17 protein-coding genes are annotated in these 17,282 nt (G+C 68.7%); 3 read left to right on the forward strand and 14 right to left on the reverse strand.

Translation table 11 applies throughout. The annotated features are described in order from the left end of the window. Positions 1 to 286 precede the first annotated feature (286 nt). The 5 genes from LMJ29_RS08805 to LMJ29_RS08825 form a co-directional block, all read right to left on the reverse strand. Complete coding sequence (locus LMJ29_RS08805) at positions 287 to 1,126, reverse strand: IclR family transcriptional regulator (RefSeq protein WP_229605149.1); 840 nt, start codon at positions 1,124 to 1,126, stop codon at positions 287 to 289. Between the two features lie 51 nt (positions 1,127 to 1,177). Then, complete coding sequence (zapE, locus tag LMJ29_RS08810) at positions 1,178 to 2,254, reverse strand: cell division protein ZapE (RefSeq protein ID WP_229605150.1); 1,077 nt, start codon at positions 2,252 to 2,254, stop codon at positions 1,178 to 1,180. Between the two features lie 236 nt (positions 2,255 to 2,490). Further along, positions 2,491 to 3,081 carry a protocatechuate 3,4-dioxygenase subunit alpha gene (gene pcaG, locus LMJ29_RS08815; protein WP_229605151.1) on the reverse strand — a complete coding sequence of 197 codons (591 nt, stop codon included), beginning with the start codon at positions 3,079 to 3,081 and terminating at the stop codon, positions 2,491 to 2,493. 14 nt (positions 3,082 to 3,095) lie between these two features. Next, positions 3,096 to 3,815: a protocatechuate 3,4-dioxygenase subunit beta gene (pcaH, locus tag LMJ29_RS08820; RefSeq protein WP_229605152.1), complete on the reverse strand. Its 720-nt coding sequence runs from the start codon at positions 3,813 to 3,815 to the stop codon at positions 3,096 to 3,098. A gap of 161 nt (positions 3,816 to 3,976) precedes the next feature. Continuing rightward, positions 3,977 to 4,204: a hypothetical protein gene (locus tag LMJ29_RS08825; protein WP_229605153.1), complete on the reverse strand. Its 228-nt coding sequence runs from the start codon at positions 4,202 to 4,204 to the stop codon at positions 3,977 to 3,979. Positions 4,205 to 4,416: 212 nt separating this feature from the next. Here LMJ29_RS08825 and LMJ29_RS08830 point away from each other — a divergent pair, with 212 nt between their 5' ends. Next, a complete protein-coding gene (locus tag LMJ29_RS08830; protein ID WP_229605154.1) occupies positions 4,417 to 5,163 on the forward strand; it encodes a tetratricopeptide repeat protein in 747 nt (248 codons plus the stop codon). A gap of 409 nt (positions 5,164 to 5,572) precedes the next feature. Here LMJ29_RS08830 and pobA read toward each other — a convergent pair whose 3' ends face one another. Then, on the reverse strand, positions 5,573 to 6,757 hold the full coding sequence (gene pobA / locus LMJ29_RS08835) for a 4-hydroxybenzoate 3-monooxygenase (protein ID WP_229605155.1): 1,185 nt from the start codon (positions 6,755 to 6,757) through the stop codon (positions 5,573 to 5,575). A 168-nt stretch (positions 6,758 to 6,925) separates the two neighbouring features. Between pobA and LMJ29_RS08840 the strand changes: the two genes are divergently transcribed. Continuing rightward, entirely contained in the window at positions 6,926 to 7,870 is a 945-nt protein-coding gene (locus LMJ29_RS08840) for a helix-turn-helix domain-containing protein (RefSeq protein WP_229605156.1), read from the forward strand. Positions 7,871 to 7,900: 30 nt separating this feature from the next. Here LMJ29_RS08840 and pcaQ read toward each other — a convergent pair whose 3' ends face one another. From pcaQ to LMJ29_RS08880, 8 genes are all read right to left on the reverse strand, one after another. Then, the gene (pcaQ, locus tag LMJ29_RS08845) at positions 7,901 to 8,863 is read right to left on the reverse strand and encodes a pca operon transcription factor PcaQ (protein WP_229605157.1); all 963 of its coding nucleotides are present in this window, start codon (positions 8,861 to 8,863) and stop codon (positions 7,901 to 7,903) included. Positions 8,864 to 9,019: 156 nt separating this feature from the next. Next, entirely contained in the window at positions 9,020 to 10,369 is a 1,350-nt protein-coding gene (locus LMJ29_RS08850) for an MFS transporter (RefSeq protein WP_229605158.1), read from the reverse strand. 648 nt (positions 10,370 to 11,017) lie between these two features. After that, on the reverse strand, positions 11,018 to 12,022 hold the full coding sequence (locus tag LMJ29_RS08855) for an ArsJ-associated glyceraldehyde-3-phosphate dehydrogenase (protein WP_229605159.1): 1,005 nt from the start codon (positions 12,020 to 12,022) through the stop codon (positions 11,018 to 11,020). Positions 12,023 to 12,252: 230 nt separating this feature from the next. Next, positions 12,253 to 13,479: an organoarsenical effux MFS transporter ArsJ gene (gene arsJ / locus LMJ29_RS08860; protein WP_229605160.1), complete on the reverse strand. Its 1,227-nt coding sequence runs from the start codon at positions 13,477 to 13,479 to the stop codon at positions 12,253 to 12,255. A 245-nt stretch (positions 13,480 to 13,724) separates the two neighbouring features. Beyond that, the gene (locus tag LMJ29_RS08865; RefSeq protein WP_229605161.1) at positions 13,725 to 14,729 is read right to left on the reverse strand and encodes an ArsJ-associated glyceraldehyde-3-phosphate dehydrogenase; all 1,005 of its coding nucleotides are present in this window, start codon (positions 14,727 to 14,729) and stop codon (positions 13,725 to 13,727) included. Positions 14,730 to 14,758: 29 nt separating this feature from the next. Then, positions 14,759 to 15,085 carry a YnfA family protein gene (locus LMJ29_RS08870; protein ID WP_229605162.1) on the reverse strand — a complete coding sequence of 109 codons (327 nt, stop codon included), beginning with the start codon at positions 15,083 to 15,085 and terminating at the stop codon, positions 14,759 to 14,761. A gap of 9 nt (positions 15,086 to 15,094) precedes the next feature. Next, positions 15,095 to 15,589, reverse strand: a complete 495-nt coding sequence (locus tag LMJ29_RS08875) for a phosphatase domain-containing putative toxin (RefSeq protein WP_229605163.1) — start codon at positions 15,587 to 15,589, stop codon at positions 15,095 to 15,097. 34 nt (positions 15,590 to 15,623) lie between these two features. Continuing rightward, a complete protein-coding gene (locus tag LMJ29_RS08880; protein ID WP_229605164.1) occupies positions 15,624 to 15,980 on the reverse strand; it encodes a metalloregulator ArsR/SmtB family transcription factor in 357 nt (118 codons plus the stop codon). Between the two features lie 216 nt (positions 15,981 to 16,196). Here LMJ29_RS08880 and arsB point away from each other — a divergent pair, with 216 nt between their 5' ends. After that, on the forward strand, positions 16,197 to 17,276 hold the full coding sequence (gene arsB / locus LMJ29_RS08885) for an ACR3 family arsenite efflux transporter (protein ID WP_229605165.1): 1,080 nt from the start codon (positions 16,197 to 16,199) through the stop codon (positions 17,274 to 17,276). Positions 17,277 to 17,282 lie beyond the last annotated feature (6 nt).

Raw genomic sequence — 17,282 nt, forward strand, 5'->3', positions numbered from 1 at the left:
CCACAACCGTTGCTCTGCGGCAACTGGCTACCGATCAAGTGTCCCCTCCCCGCTGCGCGCACCCTCCTGGCAATGGAGGACGACCGTGCGCGGCAAAGCCGAGTGGGTGACTAGGATATTTACCCTTTCCAGAATAGGGGATTCGACCAAGGCCGGACACGGCTGCGTGCGATAAACGCACACATTTTCCATATCCCGCTTGCCAAACGGCTCCGCAAAAATGGTCAGCCGCCGCTCTGCGCCGCGCCTTGCAGGCCATTTGCCAGCAACGTGCGGCGAACAGGCCTCAGTGGAACAATTGCAGGCTCAGTTCGCGGCTGGCGGCGAGCAGCGCCGGCAGGTAGCGGCTCTCCAGCTCCTGGCGGCTGACCCGGCCGGCGTGGGTGCTGACGTTCATCGCCGCCAGCACGTGGCCGGCGGCGTCGCGCACCGGCACGGCCACCGAGCGCAGACCCTGCTCCAGCTCCTGGTCGACGATGCACCAGCCCTGCGTGCGCACCTGCTGCAGGCACTCCCACAGCGCCTCGGGGGTGTGCAGGGTGCGGCTGGTCTTGGGCAGCAGCTCGGCGTGGGCCAGGTAGTCCTGCAGGCTGGCGTCGTCGAGGGCGGCGAGCATGATGCGGCCCATCGAGGTGCAGTAGGCCGGCAGGCGGCTGCCGACGCTCAGATCCACCGAAATGAGCCGCTGCGGGATGGCGGAACGGGCGATGTAGAGCACTTCCTCCCCTTCCAGGGTGGCCAGGTTGCAGGCCTCGTGGAGCTGCTCGCTGATGCGGTCGAGGAACGGCTGCGCCGACACCGCCAGCGGCGTGGACGACAGGTAGGCGTGGCCAAGGGTCAGCACCTTGGGCAGCAGCGAGTAGGTGCGCCCGTCGGTGGTGGCGTAGCCGAGCTTCATCAGGGTGTGCAGGCAGCGGCGCACGGCGGCGCGCGGGATGCCGGTGCGGTGGCTGATCTGGGCGATGGTCAGGTGGCGCTTGCGCTCCTGGAAGGCGTTGATCACCGCCAGGCCGCGGGCCAGCGAGGTCATGAAGTTCGGATCGCCGCTCAGCTCCTCGATGCGCTGGGCCGGCGAGATGTAGGGCGGCGGAGCGAGGGGCGAAGGCGTCGGGCGGGCGTCGGTCATGGGGGCGTTCCTGGCGGCGATGGACCGCCCCCGGACGGAGCGGCGATCCGATTATCGAACCACAGTTCGATTATCGCAATCCACCGCGCGCAGCTGCGCCAGGCGGCTGCGGGTGCGCGCGAAGTCGGCCTGGGCGCGCTTCACGCACAGCTCGTCGAGGGCCACCGCGCTGCCGAGCAGCAGCTGCACGCCGCTGTCGTAGGCGATGTCGACGAAGTTGAGAAAGCGCTGCTGGACGTCTACGGAGCGCTGGTCCAGCGGCGGAATCTCGCTGATCGCCAGGCAGGCGAAGTGCCGGCACAGCCATAGGTAGTCGGCGGTGGCGCTGGGCGCCTCGAACAGGTCGGCGAACCTCAGCCACAGGCGGTCCTGGCTGCGCGCCAGCGGCTTGAGGCGCAGGCGGTTGACGGCAAGCGGCTCCCCTGCCCCGTCCGGCGCCAGTCCCAAGGCCTCGGCCAGGTGCGCCTCGGCGGCGGCCGCCGGCCAGCAGTAGCGGCCCCAGTCGCGCGCGCTGAGCGGTCGATAGTCGCGGCCGCCGTCCAGCTCGATGACCGTCAGGCGCTGCTGCAGGAGGCGGATGAACGGCTTGAAACGCTCGTGGTAGAGCGGATTGGGACATAGCGCGGCGGGCGCGTAGTTGGAGGTGAGCACCACGCCGACCTGCTCGTGCAGCAGGTGCTGGAGCAGGCGGCCGAGCAGGATGGCGTCGCCGATGTCGTGGACGTGGAACTCGTCGAAGCACAACAGACGCACCTCCCCTGCCAGCTCGCGGGCGACCAGCGCCAGCGGATCGGGCTGCCCGGTGAAGCGCAGCAGACGCTGCTGGACGTCCTGCAGGAAGGCGTGGAAGTGCACGCGGCGCTTGGCGGTGAGCGGGGCGGCGGCGAAGAAGGCGTCGAGCACCAGGCTCTTGCCGCGCCCTACCCCGCCCCACAGGTACACCCCGCCGCTGTGCCGGCGCAGCCAGCCGCGCCGGCCGCCGAGCTGGCGCTGCACCCAGTCGGCCAGGCGCGCGAAGGCGGCCTGCTGGGCGGCGTCGGCGGAGAGGCCGCGTTCGGCGAGCTGGGCGGCGAAGCCCTGGCGCAGGGTGGCGGCGAGGTTGGCGGGGACGGGTTGGGCGGCGGGCATCGGAGCGAAATTCTCGACATGACGAACCCGCGCTGCCAGGCAGCGCGGGTTCTTGGGGTCAACGGCAGAATGAGAGGGGTCTACAAAACTCGGCGCAGCGGTTCTGCCGAGGCGTGCAGGCGCAGCACCTGTCGGCGATCCTCTCGCCGCCAGGCATTTCCCGCATCCCTGCAGGTCCCCTTGCGACTAGTGCGGCCAGCCTGCACGACGACGCCAGACGAGTCTTGGGGCTGCACTCAGAAGTCGAAGAATACCGTCTCGCCCTCACCCTGGATGCGGATGTCGAAGCGGTAGGCGGTCTTGCCGTCCACCTCGCAGCGCTTGGCCACCAGGGTCTGCCGACGCTCCACCGCCTCGATCAGGTTCAGCACCGGATCGGCGGCGTTGGCCTCCACTTCGTCGTCGAAGTAGATGCGCGTCTGCAGCTGGATGTTGATCCCGCGGGCGAACAGCGACACGTTGATGTGCGGCGCCTGCTTGCCCACCGCGCCCGGCTTGACGGTCTGCACCGTCCATTCGCCGGCGTCGAAGGTGGTGGCGGTGCGGCCGAAACCGTTGAACGGCTTTTCCAGGTCGTAGGCGCAGTCGTAGACGCCTTCATGGTTGGCCTGCCAGAGCTCGAGGAAGGAGTCGCGCACCAGGTGGCCGTTGCCGTCGAACACCCGGCCGATCAGCACGATGTGCTCGCCGGCGGCGTCCGGCTTGGCCATCTCGTTCCAGATCTCCTGGTCGCGGGTCGGGTTGCCGGCGGCGGCCAGCGCCAGGCCGATGTGGACGTAGGGGCCGGCGGTCTGCGAAGGGGTTTCCGGCAGCAGGTCGAAATTCATGGTCGGCTCCTCTCTCACTGGTTCTCGAAGTGGGTCTTGCGCTGGCCGCGCAGGACGATGTCGAAGCGGTAGGCCAGGCTGTCCATGGGCGTGCCCATGCTCATGTCCAGGCGACCGATCAGGGTTTGCACGGCGTCCGGGTTGGCGAGGGTGCGGACGATCGGGCACTTCGGAATCAGCGGATCGCCCTCGAAGTACATCTGGGTGATCAGCTTGGTGGAGATCGACGGGCCGGCGATCGACACGTGGATGTGCGACGGACGCCACTCGTTCGGGCCGTTGCGCCACGGGTAGGGACCGGGCTTGATGGTGCGGAAGAAGTAGTTGCCGTTGGCGTCGGTCAGGGTGCGGCCGACACCGCCGAAGTTGGGGTCGAGCGGCGCCAGGTAGCGGTCGTTCTTGTGGCGGTAGCGGCCGCCGGCGTTGGCCTGCCACATCTCCACCAGGGTGTGCGGGATCGGCTGGCCGTACTGGTCGACCACGCGGCCGAACATGATGATCCGCTCGCCCACCGGCAGACCGCCGTTGTTGAAGTTGAGCAGCAGGTCGTTGTCGTACTTGCCGAGCTTCAGGTGCGAGAAGTCCGGACCGGTAGTCTCGGAGATCGACTGCGGGATGCTCACCAGCGCCTGACGCGGCGAGCGCGGCACGGAGGTCTTGTAGTCGGGGGTGTAGGCCTTGGGCTGCCAGTTGCGGTCACGGGTGACGAACCGGCTGTTTTCCGCGTCGTGCATGCTGCGTTCCTCTTGTTGGAGTTGTCGGAGCGGATCTGAGTGAGTTCAGTCTGCCCGGCTGCCCGCGTTGAGGAAATTGAATTGTACTGCTTGTTCCATAACTTAATGGTTATGACAAAGCACTTCGCTACGGCCTGCGGATGCGACCAGACACCGCACTGTCAAAGTCCCTGCAGCGCCGCGCCGGCCTTGAATCCCAGCCGCTGCGCGGGCGGCGCCGACGGGCGGGCGGCGCGGAGGCAACCGCTACGCCGACGGGTTATCCGTCCCCCACCCGCCGGCGCCGGCGGCACCTCGAACAGGTCGGCTACCTGGCCATAGGCGATGAGCTGGTAGGTCGTCCTCTGCCAGTCCGTGTTGATCGCCGAGATGACTTTCGAGTTCGTCATTGCGCCACATGCGGGACGGTGCGGAGGTCCCGCCAGGCGTCGCTCGACTGCCGGCTGAAGAAGATGGCGCAGTATTGAAGCGTCCGACAAAAAGACCCGCCGCGCCCGGGAACGAGCGTCGCAAAAGGCAATCGAAGAGGATCGCCGCCATCGCCTCGCGCGTACCGAGGCACCGGCGGCATGCCCAACGACGCCTCGACGATCCCCCGAACATGATGAAAACAAACCTGCGGATTGCCGTCCTGTGGCCAGGACTGCTGCTCTGGGCCGCCTGCATGGCACCCGCCGCCAGCGCGGCGCGTCCGGAAAACCCGGCGGTGGGCGCCCTGGTGGAAAGCGCCTCCCGTGACCTCGGCGCCGGACGCACGGAGGCGGCGGCGGCCACCCTGGAGCGCGCCCAGCGCATCGAGCCGGGCAATCCGGTGATCGTCCACTACCTCGGCCAGGTTCGCCTGCGCCAGGGCAACTACCAGCAGGCCGAGGCGCTGGCCGCCAAATCCGACGTCCTCTCCGGGGGCGACCGCACGCTGCACGAACGCAACGTCTGGCTGAGCAACGCCGCCCGGCAGGCCGCCGCAGAGAACCTCTCCCCTGCCATGGCCGAGCAAAACGAACGACTGGCCCGACAACAGCAGCTCGACGAGGAAATCGCGGCGCGGCGGATGGCCGAAGAGCAACTGGCGCAGGAACAGGCCGCCGCCAGGGAGTGGGACGAACGCCAGGCGCGGCGATTCGACGACGAATTCGGGGAGGACGCTCGACGTCAGGACCTGCAGAAAGCAGCCTACGACCCGGAGTACGACCCGCGCATCGAGCGCATCCCCCGCGGCCATCGGCCACCCCGCGGGCTATGCCGCATCTGGTTCCCCGGGCGCCCGCCGGGCAAACAGCCGCCCCCCGGCGACTGCCGCACGCTGGAACGCCGACTGCCGGCAGGCGCCTGGCTGATCGGTTCCTGATCCACTCCGGGTGTCCCCGGCAGGGCAGCCACTGTAGGGGCGAATTCATTCGCCAAAGGGGTGCGAAGCGCCCCTCCGCACCACCAAGGGCAGGCCATTGGCCTGCTTGGCGAATGAATTCGCCCCACAGGGATGCGAGGGTCGTCAGCGCGCCGGTCGCAAAAAAAACCGCCCGTACCTGAGAGGTGGCGGGCGGCCAAGGGGACGAACGTTGCCAGCCCCAGCGGGCGGCCTCGCCGCAGCGGGGACGGAGACGGGCTCTTTTGTAGGGGCGAATTCATTCGCCAACGCGGCCCCGGTCAGGCGAATGAATTCGCCCCTACAGAACATCGTGCCGGCAGGCCCGCGAAGGGACCTGCCGGCCATCGGGCCTCGCCCGCTCAACGGCCGCCGCACGCGGCCGGGCGACTCATTCGACCGGCTCGTACGGCAGGCCGACGTAGTTCTCGGCGATGGTCTGCCGCGCCGCCAGGGTGCTCAGGTAGTACTCGCGCTCGGTCTGCTGGATGCGCTGGTCGAAGCCCTCCTGCTCGGGGAACTCGTGCAGCAGCTGGGTCATCCACCAGGAGAAGCGCTCGGCCTTCCAGATCCGCCGCAGGCAGATCGGCGAGTACTTCTCGAGCAGCTCGGTGCGCCCCTCGCGGTAGACCTTGACCAGGATGCGATACAGGGTACTGACGTCGCTGGCCGCAAGGTTGAGCCCCTTGGCGCCGGTCGGCGGCACGATGTGCGCGGCGTCGCCGACCAGAAACAGCTTGCCGTACTGCATCGGCTCGACCACGAAGCTGCGCAGCGGCGCGATGCTCTTCTCCAGCGAAGGCCCGGTGACCAGCCGCTCGGCCACGTCGGCCGGCAGGCGGTTCTTGAGTTCGCTCCAGAAGCGCTCGTCGGACCAGTCCTCGACCTGGTCGCTCAGCGGCACCTGCAGGTAGTAGCGGCTGCGGCTGGTCGAGCGCTGGCTGCACAGCACGAAACCGCGCGGATGCTGCGCGTAGATCAGCTCCTCGGCGACCGGCGGGGTATCGGCGAGCAGGCCGAGCCAGCCGAAGGGATAGACGCGCTCGAAGTTCTTCAGCAGCTCGGCGGGAATCGACTGCCGCGACACGCCGTGGAAGCCGTCGCAGCCGGCGATGTAGTCGCAGTCGACGCGCACCGTCTCGCCCTGCTTCTCGAAGGTCAGCCAGGGCTTGTCGCCTTTGAGGTCGTGCAACTGCACGTTGCCGGCCTCGTAGACGATCGGCGCGCCGCTGGCTTTGCGCGCGTCCATCAGGTCGCGGGTGACCTCGGTCTGGCCGTAGACCATGACGGTGCTGCCGCCGGTCAGCGCCTTGAGGTCGATGCGCTCGCGACGGCCGTCGAAGACGATCTCGAAGCCCTCGTGCACCAGCCCCTCGCGGTCCATGCGCGCGGCTACCCCCGCCTCGCGCAGCAGGTCGACCATGCCCTGCTCGAGCACTCCGGCACGGATGCGGCCGAGCACGTAATCCGGCGTCTGCCGCTCGACGATCAGGGTGTCGATGCCGGCATTGTGCAGCAGTTGGCCGAGCAGCAGGCCGGACGGGCCGGCGCCGACGATAGCGACTTGTGTCTTCATTGTTGTTGTCCTGATGGATGCAAGATGCGGGTTGTCCAGCGGCAGCTCTCTACCGCCCACGTCTGCATTTTTGGTCAGACCCACTGGCAAAAAAATGCACATCAGGATAAGAAAACAGGACTTTTGGAAACTCTCGCCGATTACCGAACACCATCAAGGCCAGCCCCGATGAAACCGTCCGCCGCCGCCGTTCCCGTATTCACCCTGTATGGCGGCGAGCTGTCCTGGCCGACGCCCGACCTGCTGCACTGCGAGTCGATTGCCGAGCGCAGCCGCCTGCACGACTGGGAGATCCGCCCGCATCGCCACGGCGATCTCGCCCAGCTGCTGTACCTGCGCCGGGGCGTCGCGCGGATGGAAATCGAGGGCCGGCAGATCGCGGTCGAGCAGGCCGCGGTGCAGGTGATCCCGCCGCTGACCATCCACGGCTTTCGTTTCTCCACCGACGTCGACGGCTACATCGTCACCCTGGCGGCGCCCTTGCTGGCCAACCTGCAGGCGCATCTGGGCACGCAGCAGGCGGTGCTCGCCCAGCCCGGCCTGTACCTGCTCGGCGACGACGAGCTGCGCCATGTCGACGCGCTGTTCCAGGCCATCGCCGAGGAGTACGCCAGCGCCGCCGCGCCGGGGCGCGACCTGCTGCTGCAATCCTTGATCGCCGCGCTGGCGGTATGGCTGAGCCGCCGCCTGGCCGCCCCGCCGAGCAGCGAGCGCGGCCTGGGCGGCCCGCGTCAGGGCGGCCCGCGTACGGGCGACCGGCGTCCCGGCGGCCCGCGCGGCGAGCGGGCCGGCGAATACCTGGCGCACTTCACCCAGCTGCTCGAAGCGCACTTTCGCGAGCACTGGGCGGTCGAGGAGTACGCGCGCCGGCTGGACATTTCCACCGCGCACCTGAACGGCATCTGTCGCCGCCTGCACGGCCACAGCGCGCTGGGCCTGCTGCACCAGCGGCTGCTCTTGGAGGCCAAGCGCAACCTGATCTACACCAGCCTGACGGTGAACCAGATCGCCGAACTGCTCGGCTTCAGCGAGCCGGCCTACTTCACCCGCTTCTTCAAGCGCCTGACCGACACCACGCCCGGCGCCTTCCGCCGCGGCGAGGGCCGTCCGTAAGCGGCGGCTCGCCCGCCGCCGGCCAGCGGCTCAGGCGGGCGCCTGTCCCTCCGCCGTCCCCGCCCCGCGCTCACCGGCCACCTCGCGCAACGCCGCGCAGAACCACTGCGCCGCCGCCGGCAGCGGCCGCGCGCTGCTGGTGCAGATGCCGATGGAGCCGCCCGGCTCGCGGATGCCGAGGGCCAGTTCCTTGAGCAGGCCCTCGGCCAGGTCGTGGCTCACCGCGTCCTGCGGCGCCACCCAGATCGCCTCGCTGTCCAGCACGTAGCGGCGGCCCAGGGCGATCGACAGGGTCTCCAGGCACTGCGCGGCCGGCGGCACGCCCCACTGCACGAACAGGCTGTCGGCGTATTTGCGGATGGTGGTGCCGGCCGGCGGCAGCACCCGCGGGTAGTCGGCCAGGCGCGCCAGCGCCTCGGCGCCGCCCGCCCGCTCGGCGATGCCCAGCAACGGATGGCCCGCGCGCACCACCAGGGTCATGGATTCGCTGTACAGGTGCTCGAAGATCAGCCCCTGGATCTCCGGGCTGTCGGTCATCCGGCCGACCACCAGGTCCAGCTCGCCGACCTTGAGCTGGGCGAGCAGCTGGGCGCTGGAGCCGCCGGCCACCTGGATCGCCAGCGCGCCGTGGCGGCGATGCAGGCGGGCGATGACCTCGGGCAGCAGGCGACTTTCCACCGTCGATAGCGCGCCGACGCGCACCTCGCCGCCCTGCGGCTCGCTGCCGCGCACCACGCCCACGCCGTCGCGCAGCGACTGCACGCAGGGCCCGGCGTAGCGCAGGAAGGTTTCGCCGGCGGCGGTCAGCACCACGCCGCTCTTGCCGCGCTCGAACAGCTGGTGGTCGAGGATGCCCTCGAGTTCCTTGAGGGTCTTGGAAATCGCCGGCTGGCTCACCGCCAGGCTGTCGGCGGCGCGGGCGAAGCTGCGCAGGCGGGCGATCTCGAGGAAGCACACCAGGTGGCGGAACTTGATGCGGTTGTCGATGTTCATCGGCGCAGGTCATCCAGAAACGATACCGCGACTGTGGCACAGCGCGGCGCCGGGCCAAAGGGTGGTCGGCGATTTTCCGGCCACCCCGCCGCCGATCCGCGGCGGACCGGCGCCCTCGCCAGCAAGACGAGGGCTGCCGGCAGTCAGCGACGCTGCTCAGGTGGCATCGGCGTGGCTGACCAGGCCCTTGATGACGATAGCGCAGGTGGCGATGCCCGCCGGCACCACCAGGGCGGTGAGCACCTGCTCGAAGTTCCAGCCCAGGCCCAGCAGGGTGGCGCCGATCCAGGCGCCGAGGATCGCGCCGCAACGGCCGATGCCGAGCATCCAGGACACCCCGGTGGCGCGCCCCTGGGTCGGATAGAAGCGCGCGGCCAGCGACGGCATCGCCGACTGCGCACCGTTGATGCACATGCCGGCCAGCAGCACCAGGGTCGCCAGCAGGGTCACCTCGCCCAGGCTCTGGCCGACGAAGTAGGCGAACACCCCGGCCAGCAGGTAGAACACGCCGATCACCTTGTGCGGGTTGATGCGATCCATCGCCCAGCCCACGCCCACCGCGCTGAGCACACCGCCGAACTGGAACAGCGCGCCGGTGAAGGCGGCCTGCTCCATGCTCGCGCCGCTGTCGCGCAGCAGGGTCGGCAGCCAGCTGCTGAGCAGATAGACGATCACCAGGCCCATGAAGTAGGTCAGCCAGAGCAGCAGGGTGCCGGCGCTGTAGGTGCCGGAGAAGATCACCTTGAACACGTTGCCGCTCTGCACGGTGTTCTGCTCGGGCACGCTGAAGCCGCTGGCCATCGCCACCTCGGCCGGCGCGATCGGCGCCAGCACGCGGCGGACCTTGTCGGTGCCGCGGTTGCGCACCACCAGAAAGCGCGCCGACTCCGGCAGCCAGAGCAGCAGCGCACCGGCCAGGATCAGCGGCAGGATGCCGCCGAGCAGCAGCAGGCTGTGCCAGCCGAAGGCCGGAATCAGCTTGGCGGAGACGAAACCGCCGCACGCCATCCCGAGGTTGAAGCCGCAGAACATGCTGGTCACCAGCAGCGACTTGAGGCGCTCGGGGGTGTACTCGGAGAGCAGCGTGGTGGCGTTGGGCATGGCGGCGCCCAGGCCCAGGCCGGTGAGGAAGCGCAGCGCCACCAGCTGTTCGATATTGCCGCTGAAGGCCGAGAGCAGGCTGAACAGCCCGAACAGGAACACCGCGCCGAACAGCACCAGGCGACGGCCGAAGCGGTCGGCCAGCGGGCCGGAGCCCAGTGCGCCGAACATCATGCCGAACAGCGCCGCGCTCATCACCGGGCCGAGGCTGGCCCGCTCGATGCCCCACTCCTGGGTCAGCGCCGGGGCGATGAAGCCCATGGCCGAGGTATCCAGGCCGTCGAGGAAGACGATGAGAAAGCACAGCGCGACGATGCGCCACTGATAGGCGGACAGCGGCTGCGCGTTGATGAACGACTGAACGTCGAGAGTACCGGCGACCGGTAGCTGGGCAGAACTTGTCATTGTTGTTTTCCTTGAGAGGCGTTTTCCGCCGGACGGGACCGTGTACCGGCCCCGCCGACGGAACGGAGCATCGCTGACCAGGATCGACCTTTCGGGCGACAGGGAGCCCGCGGCAGGGCGCTGGTGCGCCCTGCCCGCTCGAATCCGGGTTGATGCTCGTCGTTGTCGTTGGCCGCGCTAGGCTCGAGCGCGGCAGCTCGGACACTACGAAGCCGCGCGCCTTCGCTCAATCCGATAATCGACATTGGGTTCGATCAGCGAACCGTTTTAGGGAAATCCGATCCGGGCGTCAGCGGGAAGTGGCGCGCCGAGCGGCGGCGCAATGCGGTCAGACAGGGGAATGGGCGGGGCTGCCGAGCACATCCGTGTAGGGGCGAATTCATTCGCCTTCACAAGGTTTTTGGGCGAATAAATTCGCCCCTACAGCGGGTCAGCCGACCAGCCTCACCAGCGCGACAGGAAACGTAGGGTGGGTTAGCCGCGCAGCGGCGTAACCCACCAGGGATGCCGCAGGCATCCTCGTTGTCGGCCTCACGGCCGATTGGCGGGTTACGGCCTGCGGCCTAACCCGCCCTATGCATAGCGGCCCCTTTGCCGGTCAGGCCGACCAAGAGCAGGCGCCCACGCCGGAGCGTGGGCACCCTCGGTTCAGCGGGCCATGCCGACCAGCCGCGCCAGCTCGACGGCGCGATTTGCGTAGCCCCACTCGTTGTCGTACCAGGAATACAGCTTCACCTGGGTGCCGTCGACCACCATGGTCGACGGCGCATCGACGATCGACGAGCGCGGATCGCCGCGGTAGTCGATGGACACCAGCGGGCGCTCCTCATAACCGAGGATGCCTTTCAGCTCGCCCTCGGCGGCGGCCTTGAGCAGACCATTGACCTCCGCCACCGTGGTCGCGCGCTCCACTTCGAACACGCAGTCGGTCAGCGAAGCGTTGGCCAGCGGCACGCGTACCGCGTGGCCGTTCAGGCGGCCGCGCAGCTCGGGGAAGATCTCGGCGATGGCGCTGGCCGAGCCGGTGCTGGTGGGGATCAGGCTCATGCCCGAGGCGCGGGCGCGGCGCAGGTCCTTGTGCGGCTGGTCGATGACCACCTGATCGTTGGTCAGCGCGTGGATGGTGGTGATCGAGCCGTGGCGGATGCCGAGGCTTTCGTGGATCACCTTGACCAGCGGCGCCAGGCAGTTGGTGGTGCAGGAGGCGGCGGTGACGATGCGGTGGCGCTGCGGATCGAACTGCTGGTCGTTGACGCCCAGCACCACGTTGAGCACCTCCGCATCCTTGACCGGCGCGCTGACCACCACGCGCTTGACGCCCTGCTCCAGGTAGCCCTGGAGCAGCGCCAGCTTGGTCATCTTGCCGCTGGCCTCGATCACCAGGTCGCAGTCCGACCAGTCGGTCTCGGCGATGGCGCGATGCTTGGTGACCTTGATGCGCTGGCCCTCGATCAGCACGCAGTCGCCGTCGCTGGTCGCCTCGTGCCGCCAGCGGCCGTGCACCGAGTCGAAGTTGAGCAGATGGGCGTGGGTGGCCGCGTCGGCGGCCGGGTCGTTGATATGGACGAATTCGATTTCCGGCCAGCCCCAGGCGGCGCGCAGGGCCAGACGTCCGATACGGCCGAAGCCGTTGATGCCTGCCTTGATGGTCATGATGGTGCCCCCTTCTTCGTGGAGGTTGCATAGCGGCGAACCGCTCGACCCGGGCCACGTGGGCAGGATGCCGGATGACCGTGGAGCGCGGCTCCGGCATCGGGACGCAACCCGTTCTGGCTGGGCCAGGACGGTTCTCGCCTGCTACGACTTCAGTCTGGCAGATGCGGCCACGGGCGGTAATCCCCCCGCGCTCCCCCAGGCGGCCGACCGCGCAGCGCCCGAAAGCGTCAGGCCGCGGCCACCGCCGCATGGCGCGGCAGGGCCACGGAGATCAGCGCGGCGAGCAGCACGAAGGCGCTGGACACCCACAGGCAGGCTTCGAGGCCCCAGGCCTGGAACACCCAACCCGACAGCAGGGTGCCGATCAGCCGGCCGAGGGCGTTGGACATGTAGTAGAAGCCGACGTCCAGCGACACGCCGTCCTCCTTGGCGTAGCTGACGATCAGGTAGCTGTGCAGCGACGAGTTGACGGCGAACAGCGCGCCGAACAGCAGCAAGCCGCCGACCAGCACCGTCTGCGCCGGCAGAGCGCTGGCAAGTCCCAGGGCGATGGCCGCCGGCAGCCCGGCCAGCAGCGCCGCCCAGACGAGCACGGCGCGGCCGTCCGGCAGCCGGCCGCTGCGTTTGCCGGTGAGGTGCGGGGCCAGCGACTGGACGAAGCCGTAGCCGATCACCCACAGGGCGAGGAAGCCGCCGACCTGCCAGAAGTCCCAGCCGAAGCTGGCGGACAGATAGACCGGCAGGGCCACCACGAACCACACGTCGCGGGCACCGAACAGGAACAGGCGCGCGGCGGACAGGATGTTGATCGCCCGGCTTTTCGACAGCAGGTCGCGGAACTTGGGCTTGCTCTTGGCCTTGCCCAGATCCTTCTTCAGAGTCGCCAGGCTGACCAGCCAGATCAGCGCCAGCGCCACGGCCATCGCCAGCACCGCGCCGGTGAAGCCGAGCGCGGTCAGCAGCGCGCCGCCGAGGAAAAAGCCGACGCCCTTGAGGGCGTTCTTCGAACCGGTCAAAAGCGCCACCCACTTGAACAGGGTGCCCTGCTGACCGTCCGCCACCAGCAGCTTGATCGAGCTCTTGGCGCTCATCTTGTTGAGGTCCTTGGCGATGCCGGACAGCGCCTGCGCCGCCATCACCCAGGGCACGGTGAGCAGCGTCGCCGGCACCGTGAGCATCAGCAGCGCCGCCACCTGCAGGCCGAGGCCGAGGTTCATGGTGCGGTTGAGGCCCAGGCGCGCGCCCAGCCAGCCGCCGACCAGGTTGGTGACCACGCCGAAGAACTCGTAGAACAGGAACAGCGCGGCGATCGACAGCGGGCTGTAGCCCAGGCCGTGGAAGTGCAGCACCACCAGCATGCGCAGGGCGCCGTCGGTGAGGGTGAAGGCCCAGTAATTGCCGGTGACCAGCAGGTACTGGCGGACTTCGGGGGCAAGACGGGACAGGGCGTGCATAGGGGAACCCGTGTGGCAGATCGTGTAGGGGCGAATTCATTCGCCTGACGGAGCCGCGCCGGCGAATGAATTCGCCCCTACTGGTCAACCGACCAGCCTCGCCTGCCCGACAGGAAACCGTAGGGTGGGTTAGCCGCGCAGCGGCGTAACCCACCAGGGATGCCGCAGGCATCCGCGTTGCCGGCCTCACGGCCGGTTGGCGGGTTACGGCCTGCGGCCTGACCCGCCTTACGCAAAGCGCCCGCTTAACCGGCCAGGCCGACCTTGCGCGCCAGCTCGACGGTGCGGTTGGCGTAGCCCCACTCGTTGTCGTACCAGGCGTAGACCTTCACCTGGGTGCCGTCGACCACCATGGTCGACAGCGCGTCGACGATCGACGAGCGCGGGTCGGTGCGATAGTCGATGGACACCAGCGGACGTTCCTCGTAGCCGAGGATGTCTTTCAGCGCGCCCTCGGCGGCGGCCTTGAACAGGGCGTTGACCTCCTCGGCCGTGGTCGCGCGTTCCACCTCGAACACGCAATCGGTCAGCGAAGCGTTGGCCAACGGCACACGCACGGCGTGGCCGTTCAGGCGGCCGCGCAGCTCCGGGAAGATCTCGGCGATGGCGGTGGCCGAGCCGGTGGTGGTCGGGATCAGGCTCATCCCCGAGGCGCGGGCGCGACGCAGGTCCTTGTGCGGCTGGTCGAGGATGCTCTGGGTATTGGTCAGGTCGTGGATGGTGGTGATCGATCCGTGGCGGATACCGAGGGCCTCGTGGATCACCTTGACCACCGGGGCCAGGCAGTTGGTGGTGCAGGAGGCGGCGGTGACGATGCGGTGCTGCTCGGGATCGAACAACCGGTCGTTGACGCCCATGACGACGTTGAGCGCGCCCGGCTCCTTGACCGGCGCGCTGACCACCACGCGCTTGACGCCCTGGTCGAGGTAGGCCTGCAGCAGCGCTACCTTGGTCATCTTGCCGCTGGCCTCGATCACCAGGTCGCAGCCCGACCAGTCGGTGTCGGCGATGGCCTTGTTGGCGGTGACCCGGATGCGCTTGCCGTCGATCACCACGCAGTCGCCGTCGCTGCTCGCCTCATGCTGCCAGCGGCCGTGCACCGAGTCGAAGTTGAGCAGATGGGCGTGGGTCGCCGCATCGCCGGCCGGGTCGTTGATCTGCACGAACTCCAGCTCCGGCCAGCCCCAGGCGGCGCGCAGGGCCAGTCGTCCGATGCGGCCGAAGCCGTTGATGCCTACCTTGATGGTCATGGCCTTGTTCTCTCCGAAAATCGATGAAGTCAGGGGGTTCGCGGCGCCAGCATGATGATCGCCATGCCGGTGAGGGCGACGGCGCAGCCGAGCAGGTCCCACCCGGTCGGGCGGATGCCATCCACCCACCACAGCCAGAGCATCGCCACGGCGATATACACGCCACCGTAGGCGGCGTAGACCCGGCCGGCGGCGGTCGGGTGCAGCGACAGCAGCCAGGCGAACAGCGCCAGGGAGAGCGCCCCCGGCACCAGCAACCAGACGCTCTTGCCCTGCTTGAGCCACAGGTACGGCAGGTAGCAGCCGACGATTTCGGCCACCGCGGTCACGGCAAACAGGGCGAAGGTCTTCAGCATGCGGGCTGCCTACTGGCCGAACTGCGCCAGCCAGGTCGCGTGCGCCGGATGCTGGATGGCCTTGGGCCGCAGCGTCTGGACCATGGCCACCGCCTCGGCGCGCGGCAGGCCGCGGTCGATCAGGATGCGCGCGGCGATCAGCCCGGTGCGTCCGGAACCGCCCTTGCAGTGGATGGCTACGCTGCGGCCTTCGCCGAGCAGCGCCTGGATGCGCTCGCGCGCCTGTTCCCAGGCGCCGGCGAAATCGTCCAGCGGCACCGCTTCGTCGGCCACCGGCAGGTGGAACCACTCCAGCTCGCGCGCGGCGCACAGCGCCGGCAGCTCAATCGCCTGGTTCAGCTCCAGCTCGGCGGCCGGCATCAGGGTGATCAGCGCCTCGGCGCCGGCGGCCTGCAGGGTGTCCAGGGCTTCAGCCACGCTGGTTTCCTTGCTGCCCGGGCAGGGGGTGAAGATCAGCCGGCCGGAGCAGCCGGGGACGCCGAGGAGGTCGTAGGGATGGGACACGGTGTGGTTCCTTGGATGAATGGGGGCGCCGGGCTCAGCAGCAGGCGGCGCTGCGCGCGGGCCGTTCGCCCATGGCCGCCAGGCGCGTGGTTTCCGGGCTCAGCCAATGGCGGTTGGAGTCGAGCATCAGCCTGAGCAGGTCGTGCACCCAGTCGGGCAGGTCCGGGTGCAGGCGATAGAACACCCACTGGCCCTGGCGGCGGTCGGCGAGCAGACCGCTGCTGCGCAGCTGCGCCAGGTGGCGGGAGATCTTCGGCTGGCTCTCGCCCAGCGCGCAGACCAGCTCGCACACGCACAGCTCGCCCTCACGGGCGACCAGCAGGGCGATGCGCGCCCGGGTGTCGTCGGCGAGACTCTTGCACAGCAGCGGCGGGGTCAGGTGTTCGGCCATCGGATGCACTGGCGGACAGTCGGGGCGGAGAACATATGCCAGATCGGATATCCCGTAAAGCCGTCCTCCCCTGCAGCTGACCTGGATCAGAACGGACGGGATTTCCATCGGCGGAAACTAATATTCGATTTTTCATATGTTATGGTTTGAGCGAATTCTGCCCTGCCCGCCATGACCGTCCGATGACAGGCCGTACGAGAAGGAACCCACCCCCCGATGTCCAGTCCCTGTGAAGTGGCGGCCAGGCAGGCCGCCGGTGCCCCGCTCGGCTTCTTCGAGCGCTACCTGACCCTCTGGGTATCGCTCTGCATCGGCGGCGGCACCCTGCTCGGTCTCTACGCCCCGGCCATCGCCCAGGGCGTGGGCGCGCTGGAGATCGCCCAGGTCAACCTGCCGGTCGGCCTGCTGATCTGGGTGATGATCATCCCCATGCTGATGAAGATCGACTTCGGCGCGCTGCACGAGGTGCGCGAGCAGAAGGCCGGCATGGCCATCACCCTGTTCGTCAACTGGGCGGTCAAGCCGTTTTCCATGGCGCTGCTCGGCTGGCTGTTCGTCAAGGTGCTGTTCGCCGACGTCCTGCCGGCCGGCGAGCTGGACAGCTACATGGCCGGGCTGATCCTGCTCGGCGCCGCGCCCTGCACGGCGATGGTGTTCGTGTGGAGCAACCTGTGCAACGGCAACGCCAACTTCACCCTGACCCAGGTGGCGCTCAACGACCTGGTGATGGTATTCGCCTTCGCGCCCATCGTCGCGCTGCTGCTGGGCGTGTCGTCGATTCCGGTGCCCTGGGACACCCTGCTGCTGTCGGTGGTCATGTACATCGTCGTCCCGCTGGCCATCGCCCAGTTCCTGCGCGCCCGCTTGCTCCGGCGCGGCGCGGCGGCCTTCCAGGCGGCGCTGGGCCGCATCAGTCCGTTCTCCATCCTCGCCCTGCTCGCTACCCTGGTGCTGCTGTTCTCCTTCCAGGGCGAGGCCATAGTCGCGCAGCCTCTGATCATCGGCCTGCTGGCGGTGCCGATCCTGCTGCAGACGCTGTTCATCGCCGCGCTCGGCTACTGGCTGTGCCGCGGCCTGAAGGTCCGCCACGACGTGGCCGGCCCGGCGACCATGATCGGCGCGTCGAACTTCTTCGAGCTGGCGGTGGCGGTAGCCATCGTCCTCTATGGTTTCGATTCCGGCGCCGCGCTGGCTACCGTGGTCGGCGTGCTGATCGAGGTGCCGGTGATGCTGTGGCTGGTGCGCGCGGTGAACGACAGCCGCGCCTGGTACGAACGCGGCCTGGCCCGCGACTGAGGAGGG

The organism is Pseudomonas oryzagri, assembly GCF_020831405.1.
GTDB classification, from domain to species: Bacteria; Pseudomonadota; Gammaproteobacteria; order Pseudomonadales; family Pseudomonadaceae; genus Geopseudomonas; species Geopseudomonas oryzagri.

What these genes read in the sequence shown, in the direction of transcription:
- LMJ29_RS08850 (WP_229605158.1), bottom strand. Translation starts at nt 10,369, where the DNA reads ATGACAAGTTCTGCCCAGCTACCGGTCGCCGGTACTCTCGACGTTCAG.
- arsJ (WP_229605160.1), bottom strand. Translation starts at nt 13,479, where the DNA reads ATGCACGCCCTGTCCCGTCTTGCCCCCGAAGTCCGCCAGTACCTGCTG.
- pcaH (WP_229605152.1), bottom strand. Translation starts at nt 3,815, where the DNA reads ATGCACGACGCGGAAAACAGCCGGTTCGTCACCCGTGACCGCAACTGG.
- LMJ29_RS08865 (WP_229605161.1), bottom strand. Translation starts at nt 14,729, where the DNA reads ATGACCATCAAGGTAGGCATCAACGGCTTCGGCCGCATCGGACGACTG.
- LMJ29_RS08830 (WP_229605154.1), top strand. Translation starts at nt 4,417, where the DNA reads ATGATGAAAACAAACCTGCGGATTGCCGTCCTGTGGCCAGGACTGCTG.
- LMJ29_RS08880 (WP_229605164.1), bottom strand. Translation starts at nt 15,980, where the DNA reads ATGGCCGAACACCTGACCCCGCCGCTGCTGTGCAAGAGTCTCGCCGAC.
- LMJ29_RS08805 (WP_229605149.1), bottom strand. Translation starts at nt 1,126, where the DNA reads ATGACCGACGCCCGCCCGACGCCTTCGCCCCTCGCTCCGCCGCCCTAC.
- LMJ29_RS08870 (WP_229605162.1), bottom strand. Translation starts at nt 15,085, where the DNA reads ATGCTGAAGACCTTCGCCCTGTTTGCCGTGACCGCGGTGGCCGAAATC.
- pobA (WP_229605155.1), bottom strand. Translation starts at nt 6,757, where the DNA reads ATGAAGACACAAGTCGCTATCGTCGGCGCCGGCCCGTCCGGCCTGCTG.
- LMJ29_RS08825 (WP_229605153.1), bottom strand. Translation starts at nt 4,204, where the DNA reads ATGACGAACTCGAAAGTCATCTCGGCGATCAACACGGACTGGCAGAGG.
- LMJ29_RS08840 (WP_229605156.1), top strand. Translation starts at nt 6,926, where the DNA reads ATGAAACCGTCCGCCGCCGCCGTTCCCGTATTCACCCTGTATGGCGGC.
- pcaG (WP_229605151.1), bottom strand. Translation starts at nt 3,081, where the DNA reads ATGAATTTCGACCTGCTGCCGGAAACCCCTTCGCAGACCGCCGGCCCC.
- LMJ29_RS08855 (WP_229605159.1), bottom strand. Translation starts at nt 12,022, where the DNA reads ATGACCATCAAGGCAGGCATCAACGGCTTCGGCCGTATCGGACGTCTG.
- zapE (WP_229605150.1), bottom strand. Translation starts at nt 2,254, where the DNA reads ATGCCCGCCGCCCAACCCGTCCCCGCCAACCTCGCCGCCACCCTGCGC.
- pcaQ (WP_229605157.1), bottom strand. Translation starts at nt 8,863, where the DNA reads ATGAACATCGACAACCGCATCAAGTTCCGCCACCTGGTGTGCTTCCTC.
- arsB (WP_229605165.1), top strand. Translation starts at nt 16,197, where the DNA reads ATGTCCAGTCCCTGTGAAGTGGCGGCCAGGCAGGCCGCCGGTGCCCCG.